The sequence below is a fragment of the Kribbella sp. VKM Ac-2568 genome (genome assembly GCF_004345365.1).
In the GTDB taxonomy this organism is placed as follows: Bacteria; Actinomycetota; Actinomycetes; order Propionibacteriales; family Kribbellaceae; genus Kribbella; species Kribbella orskensis.
The window spans coordinates 287,833-300,146 of sequence record NZ_SLVF01000003.1; the positions used below are offsets into that span (position 1 = coordinate 287,833).

Below are 12,314 nucleotides of genomic sequence, written 5' to 3' on the forward strand. Positions count from 1 at the left end.
TTTCGAGCTATGCCACGTACTCTTCGCCCGGGTCAGCGAGCAGAGCTCTTCGTCATCGACGTCGGGACCGGCGAGCAGCGGCTCGTCCTCAGTTCGACGGAATTGTTGTTCGAGGCGCCCAACTGGAGTCCGGACAGTGACTGGCTGATCATCAATGGTGACGGCCGGCTGTTCCGCATCCCCGTTGCCGGAGGCACCGAGCTCGAGGAGATCGACCTCGGCGGCGTGCCGGCGATCAACAACGACCACGTGCTCAGCCCCGACGGCCGGACTATCTACGTCTCCGCCGAGGACGGCCACCTGTACGCCGTACCGCTGGCGGGCGGAGCTCCGCGCCGGGTGAGCAACGACCGTGGGCAACAGTTCCACCACTATCTGCACGGGATCTCGCCGGACGGGAGCACGCTGGCCTACATCGGGCTGGAGGCTCTGCCCGACGGTAGGCGGATCACCAACGTGTGGACGATCCCGGCCGCCGGTGGATCGGACACCCAGATCACCGACGACGAGTACGCCGACGACGGGTCGGAGTACAGCGCGGACGGGAAGTGGATCTACTTCAACTCCGAGCGGGCGTCGTCCGTGCCGGGTCATGCGCAGCTGTTCAGGATCTCGGGCGGCACGCTCGAGCAGCTCACCCACGACGAGCGGGTCAACTGGTTCCCGCACCAGGCGCCCGACGGATCGGTCGTCGCCTATGTCAGCTTCCCGCCGGGCACGCTCGGGCATCCCGCCGATGTGGAGGACGTCCGGCTGAGGCTGCTCGACGCCGACGGCCGGATCCGGGAGTTGGTGACGCTGTTCGGCGGTCAGGGGACCATGAACGTTCCGAGCTGGTCCCCTGACAGCACTCGGTTCGCCTACGTCGCCTATCCACTGAGCTAGGGAACTAGGAACGGGCGGCGGCCGCCGGCTGGTTCGCCAGGAACGTCTCCCAGGTCACGTGGCCGGTTGCGTGGTCCGGGGTCAGGTTGGCCCCTGCACGGAAGGCCTTCGCGGCCTTGCCCGGCAGCCGGATCGGCAGCACCGGGCGACGCTTGCCGACGGTCTGCAGGTAGTCGCGGATCAGGTCGGCCATCGGGTAGATCCGCGGTCCGCCGATCTCGGCGACCAGGCCCGCGGGCTCGCCCAGCGCGAGCTCGACAAGCCGGTCGGCCACCTCCGCCGCCGCGATCGGCTGAGCGCTGGTGCCGGTCGGCATCGGGAGCACCGGCAGCTTCGCCATTCCCTGGGCCATCAGCAGGATCAGCTCGTGGAACTGGGTGGCCCGCAGCGTCGTCCAGGGCAGCCCGGACTCGGCGATGATCTTCTCCGCCGCCATCTTCGCGCCGACGTAGCCGAACATCGTCCGGTCGATCCCGCTGGCGATCGGCGTCCGCTCGGCGCCGACGACCGAGATGTTCACGATGTGCGGCGACGTGCCGGCCTTCTTGATCGCCTTGACCAGGTTGCGCGCCTTGTCGTCGTCGCCCTTGGAGCTGCCCGCGCAGTGCACGATGACCTCGACGCCCGCGAGCGCCGCCTCGGCCCCTTCGCCGGTGGCCAGGTCGGCGGCGTAGTACTCGATGCCGTCGGCAACATCCTTGGCGTGCCTGCTGAGCACCCGTACGTCGCGACCGGCGTCCCGGAGCCGGGCGACCACGAGCCGCCCGAGTGTTCCCGTACCGCCGGTGACCAGGATGGGTGATGTCATCACACGACCTCTTTCGTCCGTCTGCTGGAGAATCCGTCTCTGCTTGGCCGACGGATCGACTCGGGCGAATGTGACTGGCGACCTGGTATGCCGTGGGTCACACCTCTTACCCCGGGGTCACACGGTGAGCGAGCGGGCCGGGCGGAAGCCGAGGTCGTCCAGTCGGGAGGTCGGGTGGGTCCGGCGGCGGACCGACGCGCGGCAGCTCCACGGCTCGTCGAACCACCCGCCGCCGCGCAGTACGCGATAGGTGCCGTAGACCTCGGGGTCGTAGAAGTCCCAGCACCACTCCCACACGTTGCCGAGCATGTCGTAGAGACCCCAGGCGTTGGGCAGCTTGCCCTGTACTTCGTGGATCCGCTCGTCCGAGTTGCCGCGATACCAGGCGATCTCGTCGAGCTCGCCGTACCGCGCGGCCGTCGTACCGGCTCGGCAGGCGTGTTCCCACTCGGCCTCGGTCGGCAGGCGGTAGCCGTCGGCAGCCTGCTCCCACTCGGTGGTCTCGCCCTCGATGCGGTAGGCCGGAGTGAGACCTTCGCTCTGCGACAGCGCGTTGCAGAAGCGGACCGCATCCAGCCACGGCATGCTCTCAACCGGCAGATACCCGCCGACCGCAGTGCTCGGCCGCTCACCGAGGACCTGCTCGTACTGCGCTTGCGTCACCGGCGCGGCGGCGAGTTCGTACGGCGCGAGGTCAACCGCCCAGGTCCGCTGGGTCCGCCGGTCGGAGAGGGTCACCCGGCCCGACGGGATGGCGATCATCTCGGGTGTTCCGGTGGGGTCCATGGGCTGGCGATCCTACCGACGACTCCACACTGCGCCGGCGATATTCGCTGGGCGTGAGACCGGACAACGTGCGGAAGCGGCGGGCGAAGTACGTGGGGTCGGGCCAGCCGACCGTGGCGCCGACGCGCGCGACCGGTAGCTGCGTGCGAGTCAGCAGCGCGGCAGCGTGCTCGGAGCGGACGCGGGCGAGGAAGTCCAGCGGGGAGAGACCGACCGACCTGCGGAACAGCCGGCCGAGGTAGGCCGGATCGAGGCTCACGGCCTTGGCCAACTCATCCAACCGCCACGGCTGGGCGGGCTCGGCTTCGATCCGGGCAATGCAATCGGTAACCGCAGGATGAACGAACGCCTCACCACCCGCCGAGCCGTGGGCACCGCCTGCACTCCGCCCCGGCCCGCTGCCCCGCTCTCCACTCCTGCTCCGCCGCTCGTGGGCGTCCCGGGCGTCCGCCAGAACGCCGAGGACGGTGACCAGGCGGCCGAGTACGCGGCCCGGGGTACGGCCGGTGAGGTTCAGGTCGGTGATCGCGGCGATCGCCTCCGTCGCCGCAGCCGCGCCGACGGATGCCACGTGGACGCCGTGTGCTCCGGCCGCGACGGGATCGGTCCAGAGCAGCCGACGGAACATCGGGATGTCCCGCAGCGCCGCGAACTCGGCACGCAGGGCCTGGGTGGAGATGCAGCAGTTGGCCACCGTCAGCTCGACGCACCCCGTGAAGGAGTGCCACGCGCCGGGCCGCAGCACGATCACCTCGCCGTGCCGCAGCCGTCGCTCGCCTCGACTAGTCAGGTGGCGACCTCGCCCCGGCCCGACAACGGCGATCTCGACGAAGTCATGGGTGTGCGCGGCGACGTCGGCGCTCAACTCGTGGATCCCACCGAACACCGGCCGCCCGTCGAACAACGCGTGCTCGTGCAGAGTCTCCGGCATGTCGTGATCGTACGAGTGCTTGCCGCGATCGGCCTAGCCTCTGGCCGCGATCGCCGAGCAGTCTGGATTCATGGAGAAAACAGCATCCCTGGCCACGGAGTCCGATCTCGACAGCGCCGGCCGTATCCCGGGCGAGCTCGTCGATTCCTACCGGCAGAACGGATTCGTCCGAGTCCGTGGCGTCCTGCAGCCGGAGGAGGTCGAGCACTTCCGCGGCGCTGCGGCGGCGTACCTGGAACAGCACCGGGCCGAGAGCCTCGAGAAAGGCGGGGTCTTCAGCCAGCTCGTCAACGTCTGGCAGCGTGACGAGACCATCCGGGAGCTCACCCTGCACCCGGGACTGGCCGCGGTGGCCGAGCAACTGGCAGGCATCCCGCTGCGGATCTGGCACGACCAGATGCTGGTGAAGGAGCCGCACAACAACGCGGCGACCGAGTTCCATCAGGACCGCCCGTACTGGCCGCACGCGAACGACCGGCAGTCCCTGTCGGCATGGATCGCGCTGGTCGACGTACCGCCGGAGCGCGGCTGCATGACCTTCCTCCCCGGCACCCAGAACCGCACAGGCCTCCGCCCGCAAGACCTCCACTCCGAGGACGACCTCTTCGAAGTAGACCCCTCACTCCGCTGGCTCCCCCGCGTGACGGTCCCCCTCCGCGCCGGCGACTGCACCTTCCACAACAGCTACACCGGCCATATGGCCCTACCCAACACCACCGACCTGGCCCGCCTGGCCCACGTCAACATCTACATGGACGCCAACACCACCTACAACAACACCCCCCACGTCATCACCGACCCCCTCAACCTGCCCCCCAACGCCCCCCTCAACGCCCCCACCTTCCCGCGACCCGCCAGTGACCGGGGCTGTGGACAAACGACGGCAGACCGAGTCGCCCACGGGGTAGCCTGAGGCTATGACTGCTCAGCCGTTACATGGGTCACCGGATGATCCGGCGGAGATCCTGCGCGCGCTGCCGGAGCAGTGGCACGAGCAGTTCTTGAGCGAATATCACAGTGCGCTCGAGGCCGCGCATGAAGTCTGGCGGTTCCAGCAGTTGCGCGAAGTACTGCACATCTGGCATCTCCGGGCCGTCGCCTACTCGAATCCAGCTTTCGAAGAGGCTGCTCAGGCCGTCCGTGAGAACCGCACCGATGAGTTCGTGCCTGCCGATCACGTCCTTCCCGGCTGGGCCGATCGGCAGTGACCTACCGCGTGGAGTTCCACGCGTCCGCACTGGCACAGCTGCAAGGACTTCCGCCGACGGCTTTCGACGCCTTGGTCGACCGGGTCAGCAAGCTGGTGGACGCTCCCTGGGAGGCACAGCCCCTCTACCTCGACCAGCCGAGTTCCGTCAGAGTTTGTTCGGTGAGTTCGGTCTGCTGTCCTTCCATGTCGACGACCAGAACAGCGTGCTGAGGATCTTCGACGTGACCTGGGTCGGCTGAGCCGCCGTCAGAGGCCCAACACCTGCGGGTTGTCCACTTCCCGGGGCAAGGCGTGGTGAGATTGGGTATGGGTGAATTGGTGCGGAAGGGGTTCGGGCTGCCTGAGGGGGTGTTGGGGCGGGTCGGCGGGTGGTTGATGGTTCGGGGGAACGGGCCGATCGAGAAGCACCTGGTGAAGCTGGCGGGGTTGCAGTCGAAGGAGCATGTGGTGGTGCTCGGGCCCGGGCCTGGAGTGGGCCTGCGGGCGGCGGCGAAGTACAGCGGGATCGTGGTGGGGATCGATCCTTCGGACACGATGTTGCTGGCCGCGCGGGAGCGGTGCTCCGACCTGGTGGAGATCGGGAAGGTGCAACTCGTCCGCGGGGCTGCCGGCGACACGCACCAGCCGGAGCAGTCGGCGAGCGTGGTCCTGTCGGTCAACAACGTGCAGCTCTGGGAGGACCGGCCGGCCGCGTACGCCGAGATCCGCCGCATCCTGAAGCCGAACGGCCGGCTGCTCATCGCCGTCCATCAGAAGTGGGCACCCACCAACCTCGCCACCGAACTCACCACAGCAGGCTTCACCAACGTCACCTCAACCACGTGGGACCCACCCGGCCGCCTGGCCTCCACCGCCGCGATCTACACAGCCAACCGTTAAACCAATCCGCAGCGATCCGATCAGCCGTCTCAATCCCCATCCGCGGTTGGCCATGCAGCCTTTCCCAGAAGGCTGAGCTCACCATGCGAGCCTGCGTCGCCCGTACTGCGAGATCGCGGTCGACCTCGGCGATCGTCGCGGCGTCGAAGGCGGCCGTCCCCGCGTAGCCCTTGGGGTCGATCGCCAACCAGGGTTCACGATCCGAGCGCAGCGCGTTGGCGAAATGCAGATCCCCATGCATCAAGGTCGCGGTGTCATCAACACCGAAAGCCCGCGGTCGACCGGCACGATCAGGTCGACCTGCCCGTGCGTCCACGGACCCTCCACCATGCAGGACCAGAGGGACAGGTAGCGCTCGACAAGGCCTGGCAGCGCAGCGATCCAGGAACGACCGACGCTGCCTTCGCGCTCGATGATGGTCGAGGCGAAGGCAGCGGGGATCATCCGCCCACTCTAGGCAGGCTCGGCAGGTCAAGTGCTCTAGGAGGACCCGCAGAAAGCGCAGGCCAGCTGGCCCGGGGGTTCAGGCAGCGACGGCGGCTTCGGTGATGGTTTCGGCGTCGGGCTGCAGTTGCGGCGACGCGAGAGTCAGGAACACGTTGGCTGCGGCGAAGCCGGCGGCGACCACGAGGCCTCGCTGGAAGCCGTCCACCAGAGCCTGTTGCTGGGCGACTCCGTGCGCCAGAGCGTCCGTAGTACGGGTGATCGACAGCGTGGTCACGATCGCGAGACCGAGCGCGCCACCCACCTGGTACATCGCGTTGACGACACCGGACGCTGCGCCGGCCTCGTGGTGCTCGACCTCGGAGACCGCGGTGATCTGCCCGGGCACGCCGACTCCGATGATGCCGAAGCCGAAGATGATCAGCCCAGGCAGCAACTGGCTCGCGTAGCTACCCGTCGCGTCAGCCTGCGACAGCAGCAACAACCCCACAACACTGAGCACTGCTCCCGTCAACTGCACAGTTCGGGTGCCGACCCGCTGGACCATTTGCGACGCGATCGCCGCGCCGAGGATCGCCGCGCCACCCATCGGCAGGAAGTGCACGCCCGCCTCGAGCGCCGAGTCACCGCGCACCTGCTGCAGGTAGATCGCGGTCAGGAAGAACATGGAGAGGAACCCCGCGCCGTTCAGCGCCAGCGAACCACTGGACACACTGAGCGCCCGTGATCGGAACAACCGCAGCGGAACCAGCGGAGCCTTCGACCGCGCCTCCACCATCACGAAGGCAGCCAGCAGAACCACACCGCCAACCAGGAAGGTCATCACCTCGGCCGAACCCCACCCCTTCGGCTCCGACCGCACTACGCCGTACACGACCGACAGCAGACCTGCGGTCCCGAGTACTGCGCCCGCGGTGTCGAAGGCGCGGTTGCCGTTCTGACCGTGCCGGGTATCGCGGACGAAGACCGGGATGACCGCGACCAGGGCGATCACGATCGGCACGTTGACGAAGAAGACCCACTGCCAGCTGAGCGAATCCACCAGCAGGCCGCCGGCCACGACGCCGAGGGTGCCGCCGAGTCCGGCGAGACCACCCCAGACACCCATCGCGATGTTCCGCTCGCGCCCGTGGGCGAAGGTGACCGTCAGGATCGCCAGCGCCGCCGGTGACAGCAGAGCACCGCCGAGACCTTGTACTGCGCGGGCGCCGATCAGGAATTCCGGCGAGTTCGAGAGGCCCGCGATCAGCGAGGTGGCGCCGAACAGCAGCAGGCCGGCGATGAACACCCGGCGGGGGCCGAGCAGGTCCGCCATCCGGCCGCCCAGCAGCAGGAAGCCGCCGAACAACAGGGTGTACGCGTTGATCACCCACTGCAGGGAGTCGGGGGAGAAGTTGAGGTCCGCCTGGATCTCAGGCAGCGCGACGTTCACGATCGTCACGTCGAGCACCACGATGAACTGCGCTAGGGCCAACACCGCGAGTGTCGCCCAGGGACTGCGTCGCATGACTACCTCACAGGAGATCTGTCTACGTTGTATGTATACGCCGTATGCGTACCTAGTACACGCTAGGTCTACGTTGTAAACTTGTCAACGTGGCGACGATCAGCAAGGAGACCGCTAAGCGGCTCGACCCGGACAAGCTCGCGGCGACCGCGCTGGAGATCGCCGATGCCGAAGGCCTGGACGCGGTCACCATCCGGCGGCTGGCCCAGCTCCACGACGTCACCCCGATGGCGCTCTACCGGCACTTCAGCGACAAGAACGACCTGCTCGCCGCGATCGGCGACCGGCTGCTGGCCGACATCCGGCTGCCGGAGCCGAACGACGACCGCTGGGATCTCCAGCTCCGGGCCGTCCTGACCGCCTTCGTCGACGCGCTCCGACCGCATCCGAAGGCGGCCGACCTGACGCTGTACCGGATCCTGGTGTCCGAGGCGGGCCTGGCGATGGCCGAGCGGACGATGGAACTGCTCACCTCGGGCGGCTTCTCCGTCGACGACGCGGCCGAGGTGGGCCGGCAGTCGCTGTGCTCGCTGATCACCCTGGTGACGACCGAGCCGGGCGCGAACGAGGACACGGATCCGATCGCCCGGGAGGACGCACTCCGGGTCAAGCGCGCGGCTCTGGCAGCCTTGCCCCCTAGGCGCTACCCGCTGATCTCTGCCGCCGCGGATACCCTGATCTGCCCGTCCTCGACAGATCGCTACTACTCGCTGGGGATGGACCTGGTCGTGGCCGGCATCCGCGGAGTACTGACCGATCTGCAAGAGGAGAAGAAGTAGTGGTCGTCAGCACTGTCACCTACCTGGAGATGACCAGCGCGGACGAGATCGTGCCGGCGCGACTTCCCGAAGAACCCCTGGAGATCAGGCGGGTCGAGGAGATCTCCCCTGAGTTCAGCCGCTTCCTCTACGCATCGGTGGGCGGCGACTGGCACTGGACCGAGAAGCTGACCTGGACCTGGTCCCGCTGGGTCGAGCACCTCAGCCGACCCGGTTTCGAGACCTGGGTGGCCTGGGTCGGCGGTACGCCCGCCGGCTACATCGCGCTGAAGGCGGACGGCACCGAGGTCGAGGTGGAGAACTTCGGACTGCTGCCGGGGTTCATCGGCCGCGGAATCGGCGGCCACCTTCTCACCGCGGGGCTGCTACACGCCTGGACGATGCCCGACCGTCACCCCGAACTCGAACCGGTCACCCGCGTCTGGCTGCACACCAACACCCTCGACGGCCCCTACGCCCTGGCAAACTACGAGGCCCGCGGCCTCCGCCAGTACAAGTCGGTCGACGAGGAACGCCCGGACGCCGACGGCCCACCACCCGGCCCCTGGCCCGGCGCCGAACGCCCATAGTTCCCCAGCCACAGTTGGCGGCCACAGTTCGCCGGCCACCGAAGCATCACGGGCTTAGCGTTGCGGCCATGAGCAGAGAAGAACTTCGGCAGCGCTACCTGGAGATCAACGGTGTCCACCCGATGAGCCGGGCCGACGACGCCTATGTGACAAGGCAATTCAGGGTTCTCGAGGAGCTCTGCGCTGAGCAGGGTCGTGACGTCGAGGCGGTCCGGCGCCTCATGCTCGACGGCGAACTGCCGATGCCGGGCTACCTCCGCTCGGACGGCGCCGAGATGGTCCCGGCCGACCTGTTCGCACTCGCGGACGAGCACGGCGAAGGCCTCCGTGAGTGGTTCGTCGGCCAGTGGTCTGACGTTGCCGCCGGCAACGAAGAGTGGGACTCATACCTGAGCGGGCAGTACGTCTGCCTGCATTCGGTGACGCCGACCACCATCCAGCGCAAGGACCAACTGATGCGGGCCATCGACGCGACGACCAATCCGGCCGACCTGAAGCCCCTCGTCGACGAACTGGACGAACTCGAGCCCGAGTTCGCCGCCTACGACCGGCTGCGCTTCGACGGCCCGGTCTCCCGCGACACCCACATCACCGCGGTCCGGGCTCGGCTCCATTCATCCGCGCTCAACGGGATCGAGTCGATCAAGAAGAACGCCGCCGACGCGAACGTCGACGACCAGACCTCCTGAAGCGGCGTCACCCGAACCGGCAGGACCTCCCAGCGGAGCTCCTGCCGGTTCCGTCGTTCAGAGACCGACCTCGAAGACGACCGGCCGTACTTCGACGCCGAGTCCCTCGATGCTCGCGTCCGGGATCATCGCCGCCAGCTCGTGGGCCCGCTCGGGGGTCGCGCAGTCCAGCAGGTAGTAGCCGGCCAGGAACTCCTTGGCCTCCAGGAACGGCCCGTCCGTCACCGCGGGCACGCCGTCGCGAACCTTCACCACCGCCGTCTTGGCCGGCTCGGCCAGCGCGACCGTGCTGTGGAACTCGCCCGACTCCTTCACCAGAGCCATGAACTTCTCGTGGCCGCTGAAGATCGCCTGCTGCTCGTCCTCGCTCAGCGCCGCCAGCACGTCGGGATTGATGTTCAGGACCAGTAGGTATTTCACGATGTCTCCTTAGCCGTCGGCTCCCGGTTCGGGAACCTCTCGTCATCAGTACGGAGCCGACTCCGCGCCCTTGACATCGCGATGCTACGAAGATCGCCGGGCCAAGTAGCGTCTGCGTATGGCTGAGCTGACTCTCGACGACATCCGCGCCGCGGCGGAGCGGATCGCAGGCACCGCACACCGTACGCCCGTCCTCACCTCGCGCACCCTGAACGACCGGGTCGGCGCCGAGGTCTTCCTCAAGGCGGAGAACTTCCAGCGGATCGGGGCGTTCAAGTTCCGCGGCGCGTTCAACGCGATCAGCCGGCTGACCGAGGACCAACTGGCACGCGGCGTCGCGGCGTACTCGTCCGGGAACCACGCCCAGGCGGTCGCGCTGGCAGCGCGGCTGGCCGGCACCAGCGCGGTGATCCTGATGCCGACGGACGCGCCGCCGACGAAGATGGCCGCCACCCGCGGGTACGGCGCCGAGGTGGTCACCTACGACCGGTATGCCCAGGACCGGGCGGCTCTTGCCCAGCAGCTCGCGGTCGAGCGCGGCCTGACGCTGATTCCGCCGTACGACCACTACGACGTGATGGCCGGGCAAGGCACGGTCGCGCTGGAGCTGATCGAGGAGGTCGGGCCGCTCGGCGCGCTGCTCGTCCCAATCGGAGGCGGTGGGCTGATCGCCGGCTGCGCGACGGCCGCCACCGCCCTGTCCCCGGGGATCCGGGTGATCGGGGTCGAGCCGGCCGCGGGTGACGACACCGCCCGATCGCTCGCCGCCGGCAAGCGGATCGAGATCGCCGTACCGCGGACGATCGCCGACGGCCAGGCGATCGCCACCCCTGGCGAGCTGACCTTCGCGGTGAACAAGGAACTGGTGGACAGCGTCGAACTGGTCAGCGACGACGAGATCCGGGCGGCGATGGCGTTCGCGTTCGAGCGGCTGAAGATCGTCGTCGAGCCGAGTGGCGCGAGTGCCCTGGCCGCGCTGCTGAACGGCCGGATGAAGGCGCTCCCGGACCGCGTCGGCGTGGTGATCTCAGGCGGGAACGTGGGCCTCGAGCGGTTCCTCGAACTGCTCGGCCGGGGCTGAACTCGGGGAGCCTGCGTACGCACTGTGCCCGTTGTCACACAGAGCCACCGGTCGATGTGACCGAGGTCACACGAATCCGTTACGCGCCCGCCTGAGGCACGCTCAGACGCGCTCAGGACACCACCTGTTCACCACAGGTCCCTGAGCCGTCAGGGACCCGTTCAGCCGCTTTCCGGAGGGTCTCTGTCGATCTGAGGGTTTGCGTCGTGATCGTTCTGTTATACAGTCGTCGGCGGTTCGACAAATACAACGAGCCGCATGTGTGTCAACGCCGAGCCCTGCCAGGCCCACATGCTCCCCTCGAACAACCAAGGCAGGGGTGGGGGACCCAGGAGGTTGGGTCTCGACCGTGAGTGGTCGGAACCCTGGGGTGAAGTCCGCGGGAGCGGACCGGGCTATTGACTCTCCGCCCGAACCCGACAGCTAACTCCGCAGGCGTCGGGAGACAACCATGCCCGTCACTGCCGGACGGACAGCGCTGCCTGCTGTCGTCAGTCACTCCAGCGAGTCCAGTACGAGGCCCTTTGGGCGCACTCGGGGTAAGCACCGCAAAGCCAGCAAGTCCGTGGCCGCACCGCGTACCGCGGCCGCAGTCCTCTCGGTCGGCCTCACCGTCGGAGGTGGAGCCGCGATCACCGTGGCCACCGCACCGCAGGCCGCATCCGCCAGCACCACCAAGGCCCTCACCGCCGGTCAGGTCCGGGGTAACGCGCCGATCTCCAGCCGGCCGCTGATCCGGTTCCGGGACTCCGGCAAGACCGTCAAGTACATCCAGAAGGTCCTGCGCATTCGCCAGGACGGCTGGTTCGGCAACTCCACAGTCGCGGCGCTGGTCAAGTTCCAGAGGTCGTGGGGCCTCCGGCCGACCGGCTACATGGACAAGCTGACGTGGGGTCGGCTGACCTGGGCCTACAACCACAAGCGCTTCTACGGCCCGTACGGGACGACCGCCGCGAAGGCGTCGACCTTCCAGGCCAGGGTGCTGCGTGAGGCCGCGAAGCTGAAGGGCACGCCGTACCGCTACGGCGGCACCACTCCGAGGGGCTTCGACTGCTCGGGCTACACCGGCTACGTCTACAAGAAGGCCGGCAAGAAGCTGCCCCGCACGTCGCGTGCGCAGTACAGCGCGACCAAGCACCTGAGCCGCAAGGCTGCCAAGCCGGGAGACCTCGTCTTCTTCAAGAGCGGTGGCGGCAGCGTGTACCACGTCGGCATCTACGCCGGTGGCAACATGTTGTGGCACGCCTCGAAGCCGGGTCGCCCGGTCGCGAAGGCCAAGATCTGGACCAGCAGGGTGGCCTTCGGCCGCCGCTGATGCTCCAGCCC

Annotated in this window: 16 protein-coding genes and 1 riboswitch; of the genes, 9 read left to right on the plus strand and 7 right to left on the minus strand. The window is 68.0% G+C overall.

The genetic code is table 11. From position 1 onward, the window contains the following. Positions 1 to 9 precede the first annotated feature (9 nt). A complete protein-coding gene (locus EV648_RS08835; RefSeq protein WP_132287487.1) occupies positions 10 to 885 on the plus strand; it encodes a PD40 domain-containing protein in 876 nt (291 codons plus the stop codon). 4 nt (positions 886 to 889) lie between these two features. Here the strand turns inward: EV648_RS08835 and EV648_RS08840 are convergent, their stop codons facing one another. The 3 genes from EV648_RS08840 to EV648_RS08850 all read right to left on the minus strand — a co-directional run bounded on the left by EV648_RS08840 (position 890) and on the right by EV648_RS08850 (position 3,410). Next, the gene (locus tag EV648_RS08840) at positions 890 to 1,693 is read right to left on the minus strand and encodes an SDR family oxidoreductase (protein ID WP_132287490.1); all 804 of its coding nucleotides are present in this window, start codon (positions 1,691 to 1,693) and stop codon (positions 890 to 892) included. 117 nt (positions 1,694 to 1,810) lie between these two features. Further along, positions 1,811 to 2,431, minus strand: coding sequence for a formylglycine-generating enzyme family protein (locus EV648_RS08845; protein WP_241994976.1), 621 nt, complete (start codon positions 2,429 to 2,431; stop codon positions 1,811 to 1,813). Further along, entirely contained in the window at positions 2,388 to 3,410 is a 1,023-nt protein-coding gene (locus EV648_RS08850) for a helix-turn-helix domain-containing protein (protein ID WP_132287496.1), read from the minus strand. The genes EV648_RS08845 and EV648_RS08850 overlap by 44 nt, the downstream gene beginning before the upstream one ends. A gap of 70 nt (positions 3,411 to 3,480) precedes the next feature. Here EV648_RS08850 and EV648_RS08855 point away from each other — a divergent pair, with 70 nt between their 5' ends. The 3 genes from EV648_RS08855 to EV648_RS08865 all read left to right on the plus strand — a co-directional run bounded on the left by EV648_RS08855 (position 3,481) and on the right by EV648_RS08865 (position 5,499). Continuing rightward, positions 3,481 to 4,323, plus strand: a complete 843-nt coding sequence (locus EV648_RS08855; protein WP_132287499.1) for a phytanoyl-CoA dioxygenase family protein — start codon at positions 3,481 to 3,483, stop codon at positions 4,321 to 4,323. Between the two features lie 4 nt (positions 4,324 to 4,327). Beyond that, a complete protein-coding gene (locus EV648_RS08860; protein ID WP_132287502.1) occupies positions 4,328 to 4,618 on the plus strand; it encodes a DUF6247 family protein in 291 nt (96 codons plus the stop codon). Positions 4,619 to 4,926: 308 nt separating this feature from the next. After that, on the plus strand, positions 4,927 to 5,499 hold the full coding sequence (locus tag EV648_RS08865; protein ID WP_132287505.1) for a class I SAM-dependent methyltransferase: 573 nt from the start codon (positions 4,927 to 4,929) through the stop codon (positions 5,497 to 5,499). Here the strand turns inward: EV648_RS08865 and EV648_RS08870 are convergent. The 3 genes from EV648_RS08870 to EV648_RS08880 form a co-directional block, all read right to left on the minus strand. Further along, positions 5,429 to 5,740: an aminoglycoside phosphotransferase family protein gene (locus tag EV648_RS08870; protein WP_132287508.1), complete on the minus strand. Its 312-nt coding sequence runs from the start codon at positions 5,738 to 5,740 to the stop codon at positions 5,429 to 5,431. The two genes, EV648_RS08865 and EV648_RS08870, sit on opposite strands and share 71 nt — an antisense overlap. Continuing rightward, on the minus strand, positions 5,740 to 5,943 hold the full coding sequence (locus EV648_RS08875; RefSeq protein ID WP_132287512.1) for a hypothetical protein: 204 nt from the start codon (positions 5,941 to 5,943) through the stop codon (positions 5,740 to 5,742). The genes EV648_RS08870 and EV648_RS08875 overlap by 1 nt, the downstream gene beginning before the upstream one ends. Before the next feature lie 79 nt (positions 5,944 to 6,022). Next, a complete protein-coding gene (locus tag EV648_RS08880; RefSeq protein ID WP_132287515.1) occupies positions 6,023 to 7,450 on the minus strand; it encodes an MFS transporter in 1,428 nt (475 codons plus the stop codon). 89 nt (positions 7,451 to 7,539) lie between these two features. Here EV648_RS08880 and EV648_RS08885 point away from each other — a divergent pair, with 89 nt between their 5' ends. The 3 genes from EV648_RS08885 to EV648_RS43915 all read left to right on the plus strand — a co-directional run bounded on the left by EV648_RS08885 (position 7,540) and on the right by EV648_RS43915 (position 9,487). Continuing rightward, entirely contained in the window at positions 7,540 to 8,229 is a 690-nt protein-coding gene (locus EV648_RS08885) for a TetR/AcrR family transcriptional regulator (RefSeq protein WP_132287518.1), read from the plus strand. Then, positions 8,229 to 8,798 (plus strand): GNAT family N-acetyltransferase, encoded by a 570-nt coding sequence (locus EV648_RS08890; protein ID WP_199234505.1) that lies wholly within the window; start codon positions 8,229 to 8,231, stop codon positions 8,796 to 8,798. The genes EV648_RS08885 and EV648_RS08890 overlap by 1 nt, the downstream gene beginning before the upstream one ends. Positions 8,799 to 8,866: 68 nt before the next feature. Then, complete coding sequence (locus tag EV648_RS43915) at positions 8,867 to 9,487, plus strand: DUF6058 family natural product biosynthesis protein (RefSeq protein WP_241994977.1); 621 nt, start codon at positions 8,867 to 8,869, stop codon at positions 9,485 to 9,487. 57 nt (positions 9,488 to 9,544) lie between these two features. Here EV648_RS43915 and EV648_RS08900 read toward each other — a convergent pair whose 3' ends face one another. Then, positions 9,545 to 9,907 carry a YciI family protein gene (locus EV648_RS08900; protein ID WP_132287521.1) on the minus strand — a complete coding sequence of 121 codons (363 nt, stop codon included), beginning with the start codon at positions 9,905 to 9,907 and terminating at the stop codon, positions 9,545 to 9,547. A 118-nt stretch (positions 9,908 to 10,025) separates the two neighbouring features. On the opposite strand from EV648_RS08900, the gene EV648_RS08905 reads away from it, so the two are divergent. Both EV648_RS08905 and EV648_RS08910 read left to right on the plus strand, forming a co-directional pair. Then, entirely contained in the window at positions 10,026 to 10,988 is a 963-nt protein-coding gene (locus EV648_RS08905; protein WP_132287524.1) for a threo-3-hydroxy-L-aspartate ammonia-lyase, read from the plus strand. A 259-nt stretch (positions 10,989 to 11,247) separates the two neighbouring features. Further along, positions 11,248 to 11,440, plus strand: a riboswitch (cyclic di-AMP (ydaO/yuaA leader). 113 nt (positions 11,441 to 11,553) lie between these two features. After that, positions 11,554 to 12,303, plus strand: coding sequence for an NlpC/P60 family protein (locus EV648_RS08910; RefSeq protein ID WP_241994978.1), 750 nt, complete (start codon positions 11,554 to 11,556; stop codon positions 12,301 to 12,303). Positions 12,304 to 12,314 lie beyond the last annotated feature (11 nt).